The organism is Pseudoalteromonas sp. RB2-MNA-CIBAN-0110 (assembly GCF_040309305.1).
Lineage (GTDB): Bacteria > Pseudomonadota > Gammaproteobacteria > Enterobacterales > Alteromonadaceae > Pseudoalteromonas > Pseudoalteromonas arctica.
In genome coordinates, this window is record NZ_JBEOOQ010000005.1 from 61,157 (window position 1) to 82,356 (window position 21,200).

The 21,200-nt window shown below is 37.8% G+C and carries 17 protein-coding genes, 5 tRNA genes and 1 pseudogene; 5 read left to right on the top strand and 18 right to left on the bottom strand.

Annotation, left to right across the window (positions count from 1 at the left end):
* Positions 1-32 precede the first annotated feature (32 nt).
* The 11 genes from AAEY68_RS04665 to AAEY68_RS04715 form a co-directional block, all read right to left on the bottom strand.
* A complete protein-coding gene (locus AAEY68_RS04665) occupies positions 33-1,934 on the bottom strand; it encodes a SurA N-terminal domain-containing protein (protein WP_350585593.1) in 1,902 nt (633 codons plus the stop codon).
* A gap of 171 nt (positions 1,935-2,105) precedes the next feature.
* The gene (locus AAEY68_RS04670) at positions 2,106-2,402 is read right to left on the bottom strand and encodes an HU family DNA-binding protein (protein WP_290192505.1); all 297 of its coding nucleotides are present in this window, start codon (positions 2,400-2,402) and stop codon (positions 2,106-2,108) included.
* 177 nt (positions 2,403-2,579) lie between these two features.
* A complete protein-coding gene (lon, locus tag AAEY68_RS04675; RefSeq protein WP_024592760.1) occupies positions 2,580-4,949 on the bottom strand; it encodes an endopeptidase La in 2,370 nt (789 codons plus the stop codon).
* Positions 4,950-5,100: 151 nt separating this feature from the next.
* On the bottom strand, positions 5,101-6,384 hold the full coding sequence (gene clpX / locus AAEY68_RS04680) for an ATP-dependent protease ATP-binding subunit ClpX (protein ID WP_002958344.1): 1,284 nt from the start codon (positions 6,382-6,384) through the stop codon (positions 5,101-5,103).
* Positions 6,385-6,519: 135 nt separating this feature from the next.
* The gene (gene clpP / locus AAEY68_RS04685; protein ID WP_007580937.1) at positions 6,520-7,137 is read right to left on the bottom strand and encodes an ATP-dependent Clp endopeptidase proteolytic subunit ClpP; all 618 of its coding nucleotides are present in this window, start codon (positions 7,135-7,137) and stop codon (positions 6,520-6,522) included.
* Between the two features lie 164 nt (positions 7,138-7,301).
* Positions 7,302-8,606: a trigger factor gene (tig, locus tag AAEY68_RS04690; RefSeq protein WP_007580935.1), complete on the bottom strand. Its 1,305-nt coding sequence runs from the start codon at positions 8,604-8,606 to the stop codon at positions 7,302-7,304.
* A 378-nt stretch (positions 8,607-8,984) separates the two neighbouring features.
* A tRNA-Pro gene (locus AAEY68_RS04695) sits at positions 8,985-9,061 on the bottom strand.
* A 70-nt stretch (positions 9,062-9,131) separates the two neighbouring features.
* Positions 9,132-9,208, bottom strand: a tRNA-Pro gene (locus AAEY68_RS04700).
* A gap of 14 nt (positions 9,209-9,222) precedes the next feature.
* Positions 9,223-9,298: transfer RNA gene (locus tag AAEY68_RS04705), tRNA-His, on the bottom strand.
* A gap of 23 nt (positions 9,299-9,321) precedes the next feature.
* Positions 9,322-9,398 (bottom strand) — tRNA-Arg (locus AAEY68_RS04710).
* A 55-nt stretch (positions 9,399-9,453) separates the two neighbouring features.
* Positions 9,454-9,530, bottom strand: a tRNA-Pro gene (locus AAEY68_RS04715).
* A gap of 352 nt (positions 9,531-9,882) precedes the next feature.
* Here AAEY68_RS04715 and folD point away from each other — a divergent pair.
* Positions 9,883-10,737 carry a bifunctional methylenetetrahydrofolate dehydrogenase/methenyltetrahydrofolate cyclohydrolase FolD gene (gene folD, locus AAEY68_RS04720; RefSeq protein ID WP_002958348.1) on the top strand — a complete coding sequence of 285 codons (855 nt, stop codon included), beginning with the start codon at positions 9,883-9,885 and terminating at the stop codon, positions 10,735-10,737.
* A 72-nt stretch (positions 10,738-10,809) separates the two neighbouring features.
* On the opposite strand, the gene cysS is transcribed toward folD, so the two are convergent.
* A complete protein-coding gene (gene cysS / locus AAEY68_RS04725; protein WP_350585594.1) occupies positions 10,810-12,189 on the bottom strand; it encodes a cysteine--tRNA ligase in 1,380 nt (459 codons plus the stop codon).
* Positions 12,190-12,344: 155 nt separating this feature from the next.
* On the opposite strand from cysS, the gene AAEY68_RS04730 reads away from it, so the two are divergent.
* The 3 genes from AAEY68_RS04730 (at position 12,345) to AAEY68_RS04740 (ending at position 14,510) form a co-directional block, all read left to right on the top strand.
* Positions 12,345-12,836, top strand: a complete 492-nt coding sequence (locus tag AAEY68_RS04730; RefSeq protein ID WP_350585596.1) for a peptidylprolyl isomerase — start codon at positions 12,345-12,347, stop codon at positions 12,834-12,836.
* Between the two features lie 87 nt (positions 12,837-12,923).
* Complete coding sequence (locus tag AAEY68_RS04735) at positions 12,924-13,661, top strand: UDP-2,3-diacylglucosamine diphosphatase (protein WP_007580929.1); 738 nt, start codon at positions 12,924-12,926, stop codon at positions 13,659-13,661.
* A gap of 54 nt (positions 13,662-13,715) precedes the next feature.
* Entirely contained in the window at positions 13,716-14,510 is a 795-nt protein-coding gene (locus tag AAEY68_RS04740; protein ID WP_350585598.1) for a substrate-binding periplasmic protein, read from the top strand.
* Here AAEY68_RS04740 and miaE (AAEY68_RS04745) read toward each other — a convergent pair.
* From miaE (AAEY68_RS04745) to miaE (AAEY68_RS04765), 5 genes and pseudogenes are all read right to left on the bottom strand, one after another.
* Positions 14,507-15,163, bottom strand: a complete 657-nt coding sequence (gene miaE / locus AAEY68_RS04745) for a tRNA isopentenyl-2-thiomethyl-A-37 hydroxylase MiaE (RefSeq protein WP_350585600.1) — start codon at positions 15,161-15,163, stop codon at positions 14,507-14,509. The genes AAEY68_RS04740 and miaE (AAEY68_RS04745) overlap by 4 nt on opposite strands.
* 52 nt (positions 15,164-15,215) lie before the next feature.
* Positions 15,216-15,404 (bottom strand): annotated as a pseudogene (gene miaE, locus AAEY68_RS04750) (tRNA isopentenyl-2-thiomethyl-A-37 hydroxylase MiaE); the annotation flags it as partial.
* Between the two features lie 12 nt (positions 15,405-15,416).
* On the bottom strand, positions 15,417-17,360 hold the full coding sequence (locus tag AAEY68_RS04755) for a nuclease-related domain-containing DEAD/DEAH box helicase (RefSeq protein ID WP_350585601.1): 1,944 nt from the start codon (positions 17,358-17,360) through the stop codon (positions 15,417-15,419).
* A complete protein-coding gene (locus AAEY68_RS04760) occupies positions 17,360-17,869 on the bottom strand; it encodes a hypothetical protein (protein WP_350585603.1) in 510 nt (169 codons plus the stop codon). The genes AAEY68_RS04755 and AAEY68_RS04760 overlap by 1 nt, the downstream gene beginning before the upstream one ends.
* A gap of 111 nt (positions 17,870-17,980) precedes the next feature.
* Positions 17,981-18,739 carry a tRNA isopentenyl-2-thiomethyl-A-37 hydroxylase MiaE gene (gene miaE / locus AAEY68_RS04765; protein ID WP_350585604.1) on the bottom strand — a complete coding sequence of 253 codons (759 nt, stop codon included), beginning with the start codon at positions 18,737-18,739 and terminating at the stop codon, positions 17,981-17,983.
* Positions 18,740-18,945: 206 nt separating this feature from the next.
* Here miaE (AAEY68_RS04765) and AAEY68_RS04770 point away from each other — a divergent pair, with 206 nt between their 5' ends.
* A complete protein-coding gene (locus AAEY68_RS04770) occupies positions 18,946-19,545 on the top strand; it encodes a Yip1 family protein (protein ID WP_007580923.1) in 600 nt (199 codons plus the stop codon).
* 116 nt (positions 19,546-19,661) lie between these two features.
* Here the strand turns inward: AAEY68_RS04770 and purF are convergent, their stop codons facing one another.
* Complete coding sequence (gene purF, locus AAEY68_RS04775; protein WP_007580920.1) at positions 19,662-21,188, bottom strand: amidophosphoribosyltransferase; 1,527 nt, start codon at positions 21,186-21,188, stop codon at positions 19,662-19,664.
* Positions 21,189-21,200: the final 12 nt, after the last annotated feature.

Genomic DNA, 21,200 nt, shown 5'->3' on the forward strand with positions numbered 1-21,200 from the left:
TAAAAGCGCCTTTCTTTATGAGCTAAAATTAATTATTCAACAGTTTGTGTAGCCGTTGGTAAGTTAAGTTCAGCATTGGCTTTAAGCGCTTCAATAAATACCATGTAGTTTTTATTAGCTTGCGCCATAGTAATGCTTTGTTTTGCTTGAGGGTCAATATTAGCTGCAACTTGTGCATCTGTTACCGACTTAAGCGCAACAATTGCTGCATCACCATTATTTAAATTAACAAGCTCAACTACCGCAGAATCTGCTGGGTGAGCCATTTTAAATGCTTGAGTCACAATAGCAGGTGAAACAGTGTAGCTTTGACGTGTTAACTGCGCTTCTTGACGAACCGTCAAGCTTTGCTCGTTTGCTACATCGTTTAAGCTCTTACCTGCTTGTACTTCTGCAAATAAGCTACGCGCTTTTTCTTTAGCAAGCTCAGATAATTTTTCATTAACTAAACGCGCTTTAATTTGCTCGCTTACTTCATCCAGCGGTTTAGTAGCAGCAGGTTTATGCTCGTTAATACGAACAATAATTGCATGCTCCTCACCAAGCTCAATAACTTCAGAGTTTACTTTATCTTCAAGTAAATCAACTGATGTTAGTGCTGTTACAACTGCAGGGCTGTTTAAAGGCTCTGGTAGAGCATTAAGTGCTAAAAGAGGTGTAGATTTAACTTCCACTTCAGCAACTTCTGCAGCGTCGTCTAAGCGGTCTGAAATTTCAAATGCAAGTGCGCCCATTTCTGTTTGCTTTTCGTAAAACGCATCTACTTTTTCAGCTTGTTCTAATTCAGCACGTAAGTCAGCTTTAACATCGTCATACGCTTTAACTTGTTGTGGTTGAATGTCTGTAAGTTTAATTATGTGATAACCAAACTCAGAAGCAACAACCTCAGAAATGTCACCTTTGTTTTGCAGTGCGAAAGTCGCATCTTCAAATGCAGGGTCCATTACGTCACGTTCAATCCATTCAAGGTCGCCGCCCATTTCGCCACTAACGATATCGTCAGATGATGATTCTGCTAACTCAGCAAAGTCTGCACCTTGCTCTAGTTGTGCATGAAGTGCATTGGCTTTTTCTTTTGCTGCATCATCGTCTTCACTGTTATCAATTAAGATATGTGATACGCGACGCTTTTCTGGCTCAACGTACTGCGCTTTGTTTTGCTCGTAATACGCTTTAACGTCATCCTCGGTTACCGATTCAACATTAATATCTGCTGCTTTAAGCTCAATATAACTTACTGAAATAAGCTCTGGAGATAAAAATTGTGATGCGTTTAGCTCGTAGTAATCAGACACTTCTTGCTCTGATACTTCTACGTCCGCGGCAAGCGCTTCTTTATTAATGACTAAGTAGTCAATACTACGAGTTTGCTGCTGCAGAGCAATTGCGCTTTTAAGCTCGCTCTCTAGGGCAAAGTCTGTACCTGCAACAGCAGATACTACCTGACTACGTGTCATATCTTTACGTAAGTATTCACGAAAAGCATCTGGTTGAAAGTTCATTTGACGAATTACTTGTAAGTAACGATCATTATTAAACTTTTCACCAATTTGAAAGTACGGTAGTTCTAAAATTGTTTTACGTACACTTTCGTCGCTTACGCGAAGGCCTAAATCAGCTGCTAGCTGTGATTGCAATTCTTGTTGTACTAAGCGGTCAACTACACCTTGGCGAATTTGCGCCATGTAATTTGGATCAGCGGCAATTTGTGTAAAATATTCACCAAATTGTTGCTCTAAACGGCTACGTTCATTTTGGTAAGCACGGTTAAAATCGGTTTGACTAATTTTAATTCCATTTACTTCAGCAACGGGTTGTTCTGTGGTTTGACCTAAGTAACTACCGATCCCTGCTAAGGCAAAAGATAAAATCACCGCGCCTAAAATTATTTTGGCTACAGGTCCTTGCGAACCTTCTCTGATTTTCTCAAGCATTTGTTTATCTCTTTTTGATCAAGGTATTTTACCTTGTCACATGTAAAAAAAGCGTATCTTACCAGATACGCTTTTTCACTTGAAGTAACTGGCGGTAAAGTTACTTAATTCATCTGTTGTGGTGAATCAGTAACTTTACACTCGCCATAACTAATGTGTTTAAAACAGTGATTAGTTTACTGCGTCTTTAAGCGCTTTACCGGCTTTAAAAGCAGGAATAGTTGCAGCAGCAATTTGGATTGTTTCACCAGTTTGCGGGTTACGGCCTGAACGTGCAGCACGGTCACGTACTGAGAAAGTACCAAAACCAACAAGTGCAACTGAGTCGCCTTCTTTTAGCGCGCCAGATACAGATTCGATGAATGAATCTAGTGCACGACCTGCAGCCGCTTTAGAAATGTCAGCATCAGCTGCGATTTGATCGATTAATTGAGATTTATTCACAATATCATCCTCTTTCATTGTTATTATCAAGAGCGATGGTTTTTTAAACTAACATCACTTTTTTGAAAATTGTAGAGCAAACTTTTAATGCTCACATGATTATATTTTTCTTAAGCCTACGCCCCATAAGGGCTAGGCTTGAAAACCAGTGCTTAACTTATCATACCGTTTAGATTTGAAAAGCCCTAAAAAGCACTTTTTTTAGCTTTTTTCTTGGTTTTTAGGTGTTTCGACCGAAAAACTCTCAACAGGATGCACTAAAGCAAGCTTTAACACCTCGTCAATCCAAGTAACAGGGTGAATATCAAGACCTGCCAGCACGTTCTCTGGAATCTCTTTTAAGTCACGTTCGTTAATTTTTGGAATGATTACTGTTTTAATTCCACCACGATGCGCCGCCAATAATTTCTCTTTTAAGCCACCAATAGGAAGTACTTCACCACGTAGCGTAATTTCACCGGTCATTGCAACATCTGCTCGTACAGGGTTACCCGTTAAGCTAGATACAAGACCTGTTACCATTGCTGCGCCCGCACTAGGACCATCTTTTGGTGTTGCGCCCTCAGGTACGTGTACGTGAATATCACGTTTTTCGTAAAAGTCGCTATTAATACGAAATGTATCTGCGCGATTACGTACTACCGTCATTGCCGCTTGAATCGACTCTTGCATCACATCGCCCAGTGAACCGGTATAAGTAAGTTTACCTTTACCTGGTACAGCCGCACATTCGATTGTTAGCAAATCACCGCCAACTTCTGTCCATGCTAAACCTGTAACTTGACCAATACGGTCGCCATCTTCAGCTTTACCATAATCAAAGCGTTGCACACCTAAAAAGTCTTCTAGGTTATCTTGATTGATAGTCACTGTTTTAGTGTCTTTTTCAAGTAAGATATTTTTAACTGCTTTACGGCATAGTTTTGAAATTTCGCGCTCTAGGTTACGTACACCCGCTTCACGTGTGTAGTAACGGATAATGCCAATAATTGCACTATCTTCGATAACTATTTCAGACTCTTTTAAGCCGTTACGTTTTACTTGTTTAGTAATTAAGTGCTCTTTTGCAATGTTTAGCTTTTCATCTTCGGTGTAACCCGATAAGCGAATAACTTCCATACGGTCCAGTAATGGGCCAGGAATGTTAAAGCTGTTTGATGTTGCTACAAACATAACATCAGATAAATCGTAATCTACTTCAAGGTAATGATCGGCAAAGTGGCTGTTTTGCTCAGGATCAAGCACTTCTAATAGTGCTGATGCTGGGTCGCCACGCATGTCTGATGACATTTTATCGATTTCATCTAACAAAAATAATGGATTTTTAACGCCCACTTTTGTCATGTTTTGAATTAGCTTACCTGGCATTGAACCAATGTATGTACGACGATGACCACGAATCTCAGCTTCATCACGTACGCCGCCAAGCGCCATACGAACATACTTACGACCAGTTGAACGTGCAATAGATTGACCAAGTGATGTTTTACCAACACCTGGAGGCCCAACTAAACATAAAATTGGCCCTTTAAGCTTATTAGTACGCTGTTGTACCGCGAGGTACTCAATAATGCGTTCTTTTACTTTATCTAAGCCGTGGTGATCGCTATCAAGAATTTTTTGCGCGCCCGCTAAGTCTTTTTTCACTTTAGAGCGTTTTTTCCATGGCACATTAATTAATGTGTCAATGTATGAACGCACTACAGTCGCTTCTGCAGACATTGGCGACATCATCTTAAGCTTATTAAGCTCTGTCGTCGCTTTGTCTTGTGCCTCTGCTGGCATACCCGATTCTTCGATGCGTTTTTTAAGTGCTTCAAATTCGTCAGGTACATCGTCAAGCTCACCCAGCTCTTTTTGAATGGCTTTCATTTGCTCATTGAGGTAATACTCGCGCTGAGACTTTTCCATCTGCTTTTTAACGCGGGTACGAATTTTCTTCTCAACTTGCAGTAAGTCTATTTCGCCTTCCATTAATGCCATTAAATATTCAAGACGTTCTGTAACGCTTGAAATTTCTAGCACTTTTTGCTTTTCAGGTACTTTAAGCGGCATATGGGCTGCCATTGTATCGGCAAGGCGTGCTGGCTCATCAATACCTGAAACTGAAGTTAGTACTTCAGGTGGAATTTTTTTGTTTAGCTTTACATAGCCTTCAAACTGGCTAATTGCGCTACGAATAAAAATATCTTGTTCTTTCTCGTCTACCGAATCAGATTCAATAAATTGAGCATTAGCAACAAAAAAGTCATCGTTATCTACAAATTCTTCAATTTGTGCGCGCTGTGTACCTTCAACTAAAACTTTAACTGTACCGTCTGGTAATTTTAATAACTGAAGTACAGTGGCAATAGTACCGATACGATAAATATCATCTTGCTCTGGTTCATCTACAGTTGCATCTTTTTGTGCAACCAAGAAAATTTGTTTGTCTTTGTCCATTGCCGCTTCTAGGCATTTTATTGATTTTTCACGGCCAACAAAAAGCGGGATCACCATGTGCGGGTATACCACAACATCGCGCAGTGCAAGGACTGGGATTTCGACTCGGTCGGTTCTCTCAAGCGTCATTATAGTTTCTCTTCGCACTTCATTTATTTTAAAGATTACTCAAGTATATGGGGATAACCTAATTAAAGTTCAACAATTTTCCCATACTCGATTAAATTAATTATAAAAAAAGGAGCCTAAGGCTCCTTTTTTCATTCAAATAGCTTAAAAACTATTCTGATGCAGCTTTATCTTGTTTATTATTTTCATAAATCAAGATTGGGTCTGACTCACCTTTAATAACGGTTTCATCAATAACCACTTTGCTTACGTCATCCATTGAAGGAAGTTCGTACATAGTATCAAGTAACACACCTTCAACGATTGAACGAAGACCACGTGCACCTGTTTTACGCTCCATTGCTTTGTGGGCAATCGCAGCTAAGGCATCATCGCGAAACTCAAGTTCAACGTCTTCCATACCAAACAATACTGAGAACTGTTTAGTAATCGCGTTTTTAGGTTCACTCAATATTTGCACAAGAGCAGCTTCGTCAAGTTCTGTTAACGTAGCAACTACTGGCAAACGACCTATAAACTCAGGAATTAAGCCGTATTTAACTAAATCTTCTGGTTCTACGTCTTTAAAAGTTTCACTTAAAGAACGACTCGCCGCAGATTCTTTTACGCTAACGCCAAAACCGATACCGGTATTTTTATGGCTACGTTGCTCAATTACTTTATCTAGGCCTGAAAATGCACCACCACAAATAAACAAGATTTTAGACGTATCTACTTGTAAAAACTCTTGTTGTGGATGTTTACGACCACCTTGCGGTGGAACAGAAGCAACGGTGCCTTCAATCAGTTTAAGTAGCGCCTGTTGAACGCCCTCACCCGATACATCACGTGTAATTGACGGGTTATCTGATTTACGAGAAATTTTGTCAATTTCATCAATGTAAACAATGCCACGTTGCGCTTTTTCAACATCGTAATCGCATTTTTGTAAAAGCTTTTGAATGATGTTTTCAACATCTTCACCTACATAACCTGCTTCGGTTAATGTAGTGGCATCGGCCATAGTAAACGGCACATCAAGTAGACGCGCTAATGTTTCTGCAAGTAATGTTTTACCACTACCTGTTGGGCCGATAAGCAAAATATTACTTTTACTTAATTCAATGTCTTGCTTAGTCGATTGGTTACGTAGGCGTTTATAATGGTTATAAACGGCAACAGACAATACTTTTTTAGCATGATCTTGACCAATAACATAATCGTCTAAGTGTTTACGAATTTCTTTTGGTACAGGTAGTTTGTCAGACGTATCATGCTTAGGAGCAATGTCTTTGATCTCTTCCCTGATAATATCGTTACACAACTCTACACATTCATCACAAACGTATACTGAAGGGCCTGCAATTAATTTACGCACTTCATGTTGGCTTTTGCCACAAAAAGAGCAGTATAACAATTTATTACTTTTGTCGCCGTCTGTAGGAGTGTCAGACATTCAGCTACCTCATTTTATTACGTTGGCCACCAAAACTGTTGGCGGCTATTTCAATACGCTTTAACTATACCAAAATTTATTGGTTTTCGCATAGTAACTCAAAGTGGCAAACAGGCAATCCTGTTCGCCAAGCGCTTACTTTTTGTCGCGATTTGTAAACACAGAGTCTACCAAGCCGTAATCTACAGCTTGCGTGGCACTCATAAAGTTATCACGATCTGTGTCTTTAGAGATAATATCTAATGGTTGGCCTGTATGCTCAGCCATTAAGCGGTTAAGCTTATCTTTAATAGACAGAATTTCTTTAGCATGTATTTCAAAGTCAGATGCTTGACCTTGGAAACCACCTAATGGTTGGTGAATCATCACACGTGAGTTTGGTAGGCAAAAACGCTTACCTTTAGCGCCAGCAGTAAGTAAAAAAGCACCCATGCTTGCAGCTTGACCTACACATATTGTACTTACATCTGGTTTGATGAAGTTCATTGTGTCGTAAATAGCCATACCCGCAGTTACTGAACCACCTGGTGAGTTGATGTATAAAAAGATATCTTTATCAGGATTTTCTGATTCTAAAAATAGCATTTGCGCTAAAATCAGATTTGCCATGTTGTCTTCAACTTGACCTGTTAAAAAGATAATACGCTCTTTTAATAATCTCGAATAAATATCATACGAGCGCTCGCCTTTTGGTGTTTGTTCAACAACCATTGGGACCAATGCATTTAGGGGATCTGTAATACCAGTATTCATACTTATTTAATTCCTTATGCGCTTATACTTATCCTTATTATAAGGAAGCATAGTTATCGTTTTTCGCAAATTTAGAGCCAAAAACTAAAATGGCCCGGGCACGCTGTATAAACAGAGTAGCACGAGCCATTTAATCGTTAGCGAGAGCTTAAGTCAATGACTTATTAAGCACCTTGCTGTGGATTCATGATGTCATCAAATGCTTTTTCAACATCAGTAACAACTGCTTTAGCTAAAATAGCTTCAACAGCTTGCTCTTCCATTGCTACATTACGCATTTGCTGCATAAGTTGATCATTACCTTTGTAGTATTCTACTACTTCAGTTGGATCTTCGTATGCAGAAGCTACCGTTGCGATTAATGCTTCAACTTTAGCGTCATCAACTTTAATCTCGTTAGCTTTAATCACTTCACCTAATAAAAGGCCAGTTTTAACACGTGTTACAGCTTGCTCGTGGAACAATTCAGCTGGAAGCTCTGGCATGTTTTGAGCGTCGCCGCCAAAACGTTGAGCTGCTTGCTGACGTAGAGCATCAACTTCTTGATCAACAAGTGCTTTAGGCACTTCGATTTCGTTGTTAGCTAAAAGACCTTTGATTGCTTGGTCTTTAACGCTTGCTTTAACCGCTTGGTCTAGCTCACGTGTCATGTTCTTTTTAACTTCTTCTTTAAGCGCGTCTACGCCGCCTTCGGTAACACCGAATTTAGTTGCAAACTCTTCGCTTAATTCTGGTAATTCTTGCGCTTCAACTTTTTTCACTGTGATAGTGAATTGAGCTGCTTTACCTTTTAAGTTTTCAGCGTGGTAATCATCAGGGAAAGTTACATCAGCAACTACTTCTTCGCCTGCTTTTTTACCTACGATGTTATCTTCAAAACCTGGGATCATACGACCTTGGCCAAGTTCTAATGGGAAGTCTTCAGCTTTGCCGCCTTCAAATACTTCACCGTCGATAGTACCTACGAAATCAACTGTTACACGGTCGTTTTCGCCAGCAGCTGCATCAACATCAGCCCACGCTGCGTGTTGCTTACGAAGTGTTTCTAGCATGTTAGCTAAATCTTCGTCAGTCACTGTTACCGCTGGTTTCTCAACAGTAATTTTATCTAAACCTTGAACTTCAACTTCAGGGTAAACTTCAAACGTTGCTGAGAATTCTAAATCTTTACCTGCTTCAAGTGATTTAGGTGCGAATGTAGGCGCGCCAGCTGGATTGATTTTTTCAGAAACGATTGCTTCAATGTAATTACGTTGCATTACTTCGCCAGCAACTTCTTGACGAACTGCAGGGCCAAAACGCTTGTTAATTACAGATACTGGAACTTTACCAGCACGGAAACCATCTATACGCTGTGTTTTTGACAGTTGTTGTAGGCGTTTTTTTACTTCGGTCTCAACGTTCTCTGAAGGAACGGTGATAGTTATACGGCGCTCAAGGCCTTGGGTCGTCTCAACAGAAACTTGCATGATTTACCTCAATATTCAATTTTGGCGACTGTTCGCCTTCCTTTACAAACAAAGTGATCTGCATGAGTCTTGATAAAGTTTAAGCGGTTTTTCACACTTAAAAGCATCCGTCGCTACCATGAGATACCATTGCTGCTTTGCCCTTCGGGCACTATGTTAAACAATAGACGCGGCATTATAACCTAATATTTATGATAGTCGAGTATAGGGGGCAATTATTTGGACTAGATAAGGGACTATAGAGACTAACTGAATAAAAAACAGGCTAACTAGGCATTGAATGGATTAAAGTAGAAATTATTTAATAGAATTATAGGCTAACAGATTTAGATTTATAACTTAGAGGAATTTACTTATTATTCTTATTAGATAAGAAAATGGTCGGCGATGCAGGATTTGAACCTGCGACCCCTTGGACCCAAACCAAGTGCGCTACCAAACTGCGCTAATCGCCGATATTGAAGAGTTAACTTCTTTTTTCATACTGAACACTTAAACTGAGAGTTTAAGACCATTTTAAGAAAATGGTCGGCGATGCAGGATTTGAACCTGCGACCCCTTGGACCCAAACCAAGTGCGCTACCAAACTGCGCTAATCGCCGATATTCGTTGTAAATGGGGTGACTGATGGGGCTCGAACCCACGACAACCGGAATCACAATCCGGGGCTCTACCAACTGAGCTACAATCACCGCTATATTTACATGTTTTCAAATGGTGCACCCAGAAGGATTCGAACCTTCGACCCACGCCTTAGAAGGGCGTTGCTCTATCCAGCTGAGCTATGGGCGCATCGAAAACTTCATAGTTTACCAATAAGCTATTCGATTATAATAAATTATAAAAATGGTCGGCGATGCAGGATTTGAACCTGCGACCCCTTGGACCCAAACCAAGTGCGCTACCAAACTGCGCTAATCGCCGAAACTTATTATTGTTAGCGAGTGACCTCGTTGACAACGGGGTGCATAATAGTGATTTGACGGGGTTAGGTCAAACGTTTTTTTAATAAAACCAATCAAGTGCTCATTTTTAGTGCACAATGGTTAAATATTACAATAGTAGGCTGAAATTTAAACTATTTAATAACTCAAATGTTATATACATTAAAAGCAACTTGGCGCTGCTATGCTTTTCTGCGAAAATAGTAGGCACATTATAAAACGAGTTAAATAAAGAGTATGTTTTCTTTATTAGCATTTTTACCCCTATTTTATTATGCATTCGTTTTTAGAGTATCGGTATCTAGTTAATTAACCCCAATTAAAGGTCACCCATGACGGCAAACATCATTGATGGTAAGGCAATCGCAAAACAAGTACGTAGCGCTGTAGCAGAACGCGTAAGTGAACGTGTAGCAAATGGTTTACGTGCACCAGGACTTGCAGTAGTACTTGTTGGACTTGATCCAGCAAGCCAAGTTTATGTTGGTTCAAAACGTAAAGCCTGTGAAGAAGTAGGTTTTATCTCCAAATCATTTGATTTACCAGCAGACACGCAAGAGCAAACTCTTTTAGATTTAATTGACGAGCTAAATAATGATGCCGAAGTTGATGGAATTTTAGTGCAGTTACCACTGCCAAAAGGTCTTGATGCTGAAAAGATTTTAGAACGCATTACCCCACATAAAGATGTTGATGGATTTCATCCATATAACATTGGTCGATTAGCACAGCGTATGCCTGCCCTTCGCCCATGTACCCCTAAAGGTATTATTACATTACTTGATTCAACGGGTGTACGTTATAAAGGGATGCATGCAGTTGTCGTTGGCGCGTCAAATATTGTTGGTCGTCCAATGTCGTTAGAGCTTTTATTAGCGGGTTGTACTACCACTGTATGCCATAAGTTTACTCAAGACTTAGAAACGCATGTTCGCCGCGCTGACTTATTAGTTGTGGCTGTAGGTAAACCTGAATTTATACCTGGAGATTGGATAAAAGAAGGCGCTATAGTCATCGATGTAGGCATTAACCGTTTAGACACGGGTAAATTAGTCGGTGATGTTCAATACAGTGTGGCTGAACAAAAAGCGCATTTCATTACACCTGTACCAGGTGGCGTTGGCCCGATGACGGTCGCGAGCTTAATTGAAAACACACTTGAAGCGTGTGAGAAATATCACAGCTAAGCTGTTAAAAAATCAAAAAAGGGTTGCCATTTGGCAACCCTTTTTTAGTTGAACGTGAATTACTTTAAACGCTTACGCTTTACGCCACGTTGTTTTACCGGCTGAATCTTCAAGTATTACACCTAATGCATTAAGCGCATCACGTGCTTCATCAGCAGCAGCCCAGTTCTTACTCGTACGTGCTTCATTACGTTTCACAATTAATGCTTCAATTGTCGCAACTTCGTCGTCATCTTGCCCGCCTTGTAAAAAGGCTTCCGGTGCTTGTTGAGCAACACCTAGAACGTTACCAATACTGCGTAATATAAACGCAAGTTGCCCAGCTTGAACTGTGTCACTTTCTTTTACGCGGTTTAATTCTTTAGCAAGTTCGAACAACACAGGTAGTGCTTCTGGTGTATTAAAGTCGTCATTCATTGCTTTTCTAAATTTAGCAACAAACTCATTACCTTCTAAATCGCACTCTACCGGTTCGACATCACGAAGCGCTGTATAAATGCGCTCAAGTGATGAACGCGCTTGGTCTAAATTTTCTTGTGAGTAATTTAGTTGGCTGCGGTAATGACCTGAAATTAAAAAGTAACGAACAGATTCAGGATCGTATGCTTTTAAAACTTCACGCACTGTAAAGAAGTTATCTAACGACTTAGACATTTTTTCTTTGTTTACTTGAACCATGCCAGTATGTATCCATGTATTTACATACTTGCCGTTGTTTGCACAGCACGATTGGGCAATTTCGTTTTCATGATGTGGAAACTGTAAATCAGACCCCCCACCGTGAATATCAAAATGCTCACCTAAGTGCTTTGAGCTCATTGCCGAACATTCAATATGCCAACCCGGACGCCCTTCACCCCACGGTGATGACCATGATGGTTCACCTGCTTTTGCTTTTTTCCATAACACAAAATCAAGTGGATCGTCTTTATCTTGCGCTACTTCAACTCGAGAGCCTGATTGCAACATAGTTAAATCTTGCTGAGAAAGTACACCGTATTGCTCAAACGTTGATACATCAAACAAAACATCGCCGTCGGCTGCGACATAGGCATGGCCTTTTTCAATCAAGCGCTTAACCATAACGATAATTTCATCCATATGGCTTGTAACTGTTGGTTCAATATCTGGGCGTAGCATATTTAGGCTATCAAAATCTTCATGCATCGCTTTAGTCATGCGCACAGTTAAGTCGTTTATTGACTCACCATTTTCGTTCGCACGTTTAATTATTTTATCGTCGATATCTGTAATGTTACGTACATATTTTAAATCGTAACCAATATGGCGTAAGTAGCGCACAATTACGTCAAAACCTACAAAAGTACGAGCGTGTCCAATATGGCAGTAATCATAAATGGTGATACCACACACATACATGTCGATTTTTCCTTCGACCATAGGTTTAAATTGCTCTTTTTGTCGCGTGAGTGTGTTGTATATATTTACCATTTACTTTGAGTCCTTGACTATTTACTTGAACAGTTATGTTACCACTTGAAAAGCCCCTGCTCTAGCGCTTTATAACAAACCAAACATCTACTTTGTTAATCTTAGCCAACTACGATAAAATAGCGCCAATATTTAAACCGGATATAGGAAAACACATGGTTGTTCTACACACTAATTTTGGTGACATCACCATTAAAATGTTTGAGCAAGAAGCTCCAAACACAGTTAAAAACTTTTTAGAGTATGCAAATGCTGATTTTTTCAACGGCACTATCTTTCATCGTGTAATCGATGGTTTTATGGTTCAAGGCGGTGGTTTTGTTCCAGGTATGGAACAAAAAGAAGTAAACGACCCAATTCAAAATGAAGCTAATAATGGCCTGTCTAATAAAGTAGGCACTTTAGCTATGGCACGTACACCTGATCCTCATTCAGCTACAGCACAGTTTTTCATTAACGTGAACAACAACAACTTTTTAAACCACAGCAGCGAAACATCGCAAGGTTGGGGTTATTGTGTTTTTGCTGAAGTAGTAGAAGGCATGGACGTAGTAAATAAGATTAAAGCAGTTGCAACAGGTAGTACTGGTTTTCACCAAGACGTACCTCTTGAAGATGTGATCATCGAAAGCGTTACTGTTAACTAGTAACGTTTACTCATATTATGTGAGTATATAAGCGGGTGTATACTATTAGTATATGCCCGTTTTTTTAAAACTAAAATAGACTGACCTATGACTCGCCAAACTTACTTTATTGCAGATTTACACCTAAGCGAAAACCGCCCCGACATTAGCGCTGCATTTTTTGACTTTTTAAATACACATATATTAAATAAAGATGTAGATGCACTTTATATTTTGGGTGATTTTTTTGAAGTATGGGTTGGAGATGACTACATTACTGCACTGAGTGCCGATGTAGCAAAACATTTAAGCGCCGTTAATGATGGTGGCACACCTGTTTATTTTATACATGGCAATCGTGATTTCATTATGCGCAAGCAATATGCCGACATGGCCGCAATGACATTACTCGATGAACAAACGGTCATTGATTTATATGGCACGCCTACCGTTATTTTACATGGCGACGAAATGTGCACTCAAGACACTGAATATCAAAACTTTCGTAAAAAGAGCCGTGGTTGGTGGTGGCCAAAATTGATGCTTGCAATGCCGCTTTGGTATCGTAAAAAAATAGCGCGTAATGCCCGCGAAAAAAGTAAGTTAAGCCAAGCTGATAAACCTATCGAAATTTTAGACGTTGTCGATGAGGCTGTACTTGCCACCTTTGCCAAACATAACGTTACAAATATGATTCATGGTCATACTCACCGCCCTAATGTTCATACGTATAAAGTTAATGAACAAACACTTACTCGCACAGTGCTAGGTGACTGGTATACCCAAGGCTCTTATTTAGTCGTTACCCCTCAATCACAAGAATTAATTAGCACGCCTTTCGCATAATTTAAAATTCTGACTATTATTTATCTATATATATGAATAATAGTGAGAGGTTGAATGATTAAGCTGTTAATTTTCATCGTAGTAATTGCCATTCCTACACAAGTATTTAGCAAGCAAACATGGCAAATTGTTACAGAAAACTATCCTCCCTATTTTAGCGAAAACCTACCTAGTAATGGCTGGCTATATGAAATAGCCGAATCAGCTCTTAAAACGCAAGGTATTAATAGCGAACCAGAATTCACGACATGGGATCGCGCTTTAAAGCTATTAGAAAAAAATAGAAAAACCGCTATTTTAGGTGCTTTTTATTCATTAAAAAGAAATGAAGTTTTTTACTACTCTCGTCCACTTGCAGTTGCTCACTCAGGAGTTTTCAAACGAAAAGAGAGTGTTATTAATTTCGACGGTACAGTTCAATCATTAACACCTTATAGTATTGGTATAGAAGACAATGCCGTTGTAAGCCAAGAGTTTGCTAGAAATACGGAGCTGGCAATAACGTCCACTAAAAGCCTTCCTACAAGCTTATATTTCCTACAACAAGGGCGTATTGATTTAGTCGCGGGTACTAAAGAGGTTGGAAATTATTGGCTTGAACACACTAAAACCGAAGATTCAGATGATAATAATATTGAGTACTTATCGCCAGATCTTGCTTCTCATAAACTATATTTAGTTGTCTCTAAATCAAATTATAGAGCCAAAGAATACTTACAAAAATTTAATAGAGGAATTGATATAATAACTAAAAATGGACGCATTGCTAAAATTATGAAAAAACATAATTTCAGCAATCAGAAAATAGCAGAATATATTAATTTTTTAAAAGAAAATGAGGGTATTTAAACAGTGGGAACACCGCTGTGGAATTTAAAATCAGTATCGGTTGTCGAAATTAACTCTTTTTCTTTTTCACCAAAAAAGTTTACGCGATCGGTAATATCAAAATCAGCAATTTCTTGCGCTAAAGTTAAATAATCTTGGTAATGACGCGCTTCTGAACGTAACAACGAAATATAAAAATCACCTAAACGTTTGTCAACATGCGGTGCAAGCTTTGCAAAACGCTCACACGAACGCGCCTCAATATAAGCGCCTACTATTAGCTTATCGACTAATGCATCGGGCTCGAACGTTTTAACATGACGGAGCATGCCTTTTGCGTAACGACATGGTGTAATACTTTGATACTCAACACCGTACTCGTCCATAATTTCGAGCACTTGATAAAAGTGATGCAGCTCTTCTTTTATCAGCAAAACCATTTTATCGATTAGACCTTGCCCGTATGGAGAACTCGATTTAGGAATTATTGATTTAGTGAGCTTATTTTTAGCAGCCAGATCGCGCCAATTCCCTTCTCGCTTGTAAATAAGCGTTTCAAATGGCTTTAGCCACTCGAGTAATGCATCACTACCCTCTTTATCTACCGCGTATTTACGTATTAAAAACATCGCACTTTGAGCTGCTTTTAATTCATTTAAAGCATAGGTGTGCATACTACTGCATATTTAAGTAACACCCTGTTATTAAAGAGATTGTACTTTAAAATTAAATTAGCTTACCTGAATAACATTTAAAGTCTGTATCTGGTGATTGAATAAGTTCAGCTTCAATATCTGCAAAGAAGATAACTCTTTCGGTTATATCTACTTCTTATATTTGTTCCGCTAGGGCTAAATAATCTTGATAGTGTCGTGATTCAGATCGAAGTAAAGATAAATAAAACTTACCAATTTTGGGATTATTATCTTATAGATGTTGGTTATCGAAAAAATCAGAATAGGTACTATTAGTAGTATCAAATATAATTAAATTCTTTTTTGCTCGTGTCATAGCTGTATAAATAATCTCAGGACTATCATTATCCTGAAGAATACAAAATACATTGGGTGATTCTAATCCCTTGAAGCTATGAGTCGTAGAAATTTTAATCAAACCAGAGTTTTGCATAAAGAAATTTTTCTTCCTTCTTCGTATTTTTTCCAAATCCTTTTTCAAAAGTCTCTCTTTCTGGATCTTCTCATTTATTGGCGTATCTTCACTAACCCCAATAATTTGATAATATTCCTCCAAATTTTCAAACATAATCATTGTTTTTTCATTAATATTGAAAAGTGAATTCAAATTCCTTAACAATTCAATACTTGAGCATAAGATAGTTGTGTCATTAGGAATAAATTTATTAACTTTTATGCTATCAACAATTGCAAGATAAAGCTTTTTTGAGTCTTCTAAATCTTGAATAGTGTGGTATTTCAATATATCGAAATTAATTGCGCTTTGACTTAATTCAGAGTCAAATATTTCACTATCTTGATACTTCTCAATCAGGAATTTTTGCTGGAACTTCTTAAATAAATTGACTAACGGTGAATCAATATCTGAACGATATGACTTTGTAAGTTTAACCCAACGGCCAAAGCCTTGGACTATTGATGATTCCCTTTTGTTAATTTCTCTTTCATAAATATTTTGAGATTGATCTCCAAACAGTAACATCTCTCCATCAGTCTCAAGAAAGTTATCTCTTATTATTTTCACCCATTCAGATTCATAATCTTGAATTTCATCTAATAAGATAGTGTGGTATTTTTCTATTTCCAAACCTTTAAAGAAGTCTGTTTTATATAAAATATCAAAAACGTCTTCTTGCGATAAGTTTTTAGCATATTGTTTTTCTAAAAATTCACTAATATCAATATTTAAGTTATTAAGTTGAGAGTTAAAAAACTGATGATAATTTGTTATTTCAAAATTATTAAATTCGACCCCCTCTCTCACATCACTTATTTTATCTTTGATATAATGTTTAAGGGTAATATTGAATGTTAAAATTAAGATAGGTGAGTTATGGCGTTTATAAGCATTCACAGCACGTTTAGCAATCACGGTTGTTTTGCCACAGCCAGCGACCCCTTTAACTTTTTTAAACTCGTTAATACTATCAATTAATTTTAGTTGTTTTTTATCATAATTTAACTTTACCCCCTGCTCTAAAACTTGCTCTGGAGGGTTCAACCTCCTTACAAATTCACTGTATATTTCATCGGTGAATAATTGATTTGATGATAAGTCCTTTATCTTATTAAGTAATTTATTCACATTATCTTTTGTAATTAATAAATTAAAATCTCTATTTACTTGTGACTTTTTATTTTGAAGAAATAGTCGTTTTTTCTCATAAGAGCCGTGATTAATTTTCTTATTTTTAAAGTCATCATTATTGATGTTTAATTCATTATTAATCTGAGAAAGTGCAATATCATACTTAGTTTTAAACTTTTCTTTAGTGCCTAGATGAAAATAGACAAAGCAACTAATAACTCGAAAAAATGACTTGTTCAAAGCTTCTTTCAAACCAAGTGTTGGTAAGTGTAAATCGAAGAAATTAGATTTATATTTAAAAACCTGAGAAAAAGGAGATCTAACTCTAGAGTGTTCAACACTCCATTGGTTGTTTTGATCTATTGTGTAACAGTCTAAGTTCCAATCTTTAACTTCAACAATTATCGCCCCACAGCCTTTCTTTAATATAATAATATCTGGCCTATCACCATCTAGGTAGGGATTAAAAAATATATCAAAGTCATCTCCTAAATTCTCTTTAAGAAATGTACATAAATAAAGTTCACCATCTGTAGCTGAAACTTTAAGTTTATTTATGACAGATAAATCAGGAAATAAAGTAGCCATTACTTGACCTTTACTTCTAATTCACAAGCTTGACGAATATGTTCAACAGACTGTTTATTTGATTCTATTTGTTCATTTATTTGTTTTATTTTTTGTTCAATGTCTAATTTTTCTGATGGTTTTTTTGCATATTTAGCTTTAATTTCAAACGGAACTTTTTCTAGTTTAAGAGCTTGGATTTTATTTTTATAAGAAGCTGCCCTTTCCTGAACTAAGGCGTTTATTTCATTATATTCACCTAACGATTTATTAAAACCATCAAGTAAACTATTAGCCCCCTCTAAAATATCATTTGTAGTTTTACCAATCTGATTTATAGCTGACTTGCTATCATCAATAATTTTTTTATGTTTTGGCTTAGGAGTTGAAAATCTCATAACCAAACCAGAAAGGATTAATACTGGTATTGCACCATACGTCAAATAAACACCAACATAGGTAACAGTGAATAATGTTACTAAATATAAAATTAATGTCAGCCAAAAAATAAAAGTAGCTTTTGCGTGCATTATCACTCCATCGAAATTTTTAATGTGTAAATTATAATATTACATATTTACATATTTACAATTAGTTAGAAAGCTATCACTACGACTAAAGTTAATAACACTTCGTGGTTATTAACTAGGCTTGCCTGAATGAAATTTAAAGTCGATATCGGGAGACTGAATAAGTTCAGCTTCAATATCCGCAAAGAAAGCGACTCTTTCTGTTATATCTACTTCTGATATTTGTTCCGCTAGGGCTAAATAATCTTGATAGTGTCGAGCTTCCGAGCGAAGTAGAGATAAATAGAATTTACCTATTTTAGGGTCAAGATGGGGTGCTATTTTAGCGAAACGTTCACAAGAACGTGCTTCTATATATGCTCCTATGATTAATTTATCAATTAGAGCTTCGGGTTCATAAGTACGAACATTTTTAAGCATACCTTTAGCATAACGAGATGCTGGGATTGGATCGTAAGGAATATTGTTTTCTTCAATAATCTCTAATACTTGATAGAAGTGATGTAACTCTTCTCTTATCAATAGAACCATCTTATCGACCATATCCTGACCATAAGCACAGTCTGAACGAGCTTTAATCGACTTTGATAAAACATTCATCCCTTTAAGCGTTTCAGTATTACCTATCCTCTTATAAGCAAATTGCTCGTAAGGCTTCATAAGATCTGTTAACTGCTCTACCCCTTCTGGCGTTAAGGCATAACGTTTAAGTAAGAATAATGCACTTTGAGAAGCTTTTAATTCACAAATTAAGTGATCTATTAAAATGACTGATAAGTTTTCTTTTTTAATTGCTTGCTCCACCCATTGCTCTGGGGTGGTACACAATAAAAAGTTATTAATCGGCTCTAAAAGTTGGCTATGTGGCACGTTGACTGCTCATTACTAAATAAATTTGATAGACCGTTATTTTAACACGAAATTTTGCTTGGGATAAATCAAAGCCCTTATCTGCGTCTAAATGTTAATAACGAGTTAACTTGACTTTGCAAAATAAGTGAACCATAACTGTACATAGACTGTATAAAAATAAACCAACCAAAACAATAATACGTTCCTTTTATGGAGTAAGTACTATGATACTAAATCACCTCTGGGGCATTTATGCTCACCCACTTGAAGAATGGCAAACAATAGATAATCGCCATGAAAGTTTAACCTATAGTTTGTCGCATATTTTACTGATTGCTTTATTTCCTTCAATAATGGGCTACTACTCATCTGTTTATTTAGGATGGAGTATAGGTGCAGGCAATCCCGTATTTTTAACGCACGATAGTGCACTGCTAATTGCAGGTGCAATGTATTTTGCTTTAATAGCGGGTGTTTTTGCATTGGCGTATTTAGCCCATTGGATGGCGGTTACATTTGGCTCTAAACCTACATTTACACAAACACTTGAACTTGCAGCATATACTGCAACACCAGTGTTTATGTCGGCACTCGCCGCTTTTTGGCCTGTACTTTGGTTTGTAGTGTGTATTGGAATTATTGCACTGGCTTACTCGGTTTATTTACTCTACACCGGCGTACCAATACTTATGCATATCCCAGAAGAGCGTGGCTTTATTTACGCCAGCTCGGTAGTAACGTGTGGATTAATATTACTGGTTATTATTTTAGCTGTAACAGCTATGCTTTGGACTAATGGGATTGTTAGCCCAATGTTTACTTAATAAATTTCACCTAAAAAAAGAGTCATGTTTGATAGAAATGTTCCCTTTCTTTCCTTCGCAAAAAAGGAGCTAATTAGCTCCTTTTTTTTGTGTAACGACTTTTTATTAACTAATCATTAATCAGCTTCGTTTTCGTCTTGGTTGTGTATTTCTAAACCTGAAGACATCGCACTTTCTCGGGTGCTTTTTGCTGAATCGTTACGTAGCTTATCAATACGATTTAAATAGTTTTGATCAATATCGCCAGTAATATATTGGCCATCAAATACTGAAGTTTCAAACTTAGTAATTTCAGGATTTTCTTGGCTAACCGCAGCAATTAAATCTTTTAACGATTGAAAGATTAAACCGTCAGAACCAATACTTGCATTAATATCTTCAACTTCACGTCCGTGAGCGATAAGCTCAGCTGCTGAAGGCATATCAATACCGTACACATTAGGGAAACGTATTTCAGGTGCAGCTGATGCAAAGTAAACGTTTTTAGCGCCAGACTCTCGGGCCATTTCAACAATTTGTGCTGATGTTGTACCACGAACAATTGAGTCATCAACTAATAATACGTTTTTACCTTTAAACTCGCGATCAATTGCGTTTAGCTTTTGACGCACTGATTTTTTACGCATCTCTTGGCCAGGCATGATAAATGTACGACCAATATAACGGTTTTTAACAAAACCTTGGCGATACGGTAAATCAAGCACACGTGCAATTTCCAGTGCTACATCACATGAAGTTTCTGGGATTGGGATAACTACATCAATATCTTTATCAGCCCATTCACGTGCAATTTTTTCGCCTAGTTTAGTCCCCATGTTTACCCGTGTTGCGTACACAGACATACGGTCTATTGTTGAGTCAGGTCGAGCAAAATAAACAAATTCAAAAATACACGGCGAGTAAGATGCCTTATCAGCACAACTAAGTGAATGGAATTCACCTTCTTCTGTAACATATATAGCTTCACCAGGGGCTACATCACGTACAAACTCAAAACCGTCCGGTTTCAACGCAACGCTTTCTGAGGCAAACATGTACTCAGTACCTTTTTCGGTTTCGCGTTTACCAAATACAAGTGGGCGAATACCATTAGGGTCGCGAAAAGCAACAATGCCGTGGCCGATAATCATAGCAATAGTTGCATAACCACCGCTTACTTTATTGTTTACTTCGGTTACCGCAGTAAAAATATCTTCAGGGTCTAAATGCAACTTATCAGATTTGCTTAATTCATGTGCCATGATATTAAGTAAAATTTCAGAGTCTGATGTTGTATTAACGTGACGACGTGCTTCTGAGAATAACTGCTCTTTTAAAGCTTCTGCATTAGTAAGGTTGCCATTATGGGCAAGTGCTATACCAAACGGTGAGTTAACATAAAAAGGCTGTGCTTCAGATGAGCTTGAAGATCCTGCTGTAGGATAGCGCACATGGCCAAGACCAATTGTACCTTGTAGTCGTTTCATATGACGTGTGTGAAAGGCATCTTTCACTAAGCCATTTGCTTTGCGCAAGCTAAACGTATTATTCTCAATGGTAATGATACCCGCGGCATCTTGACCACGGTGCTGCAAAACAGTTAAGCCATCATAAATCGCCTGATTCACAGGGGATGTTCCGACTATTCCAACGATACCACACATGTAATTTATCCT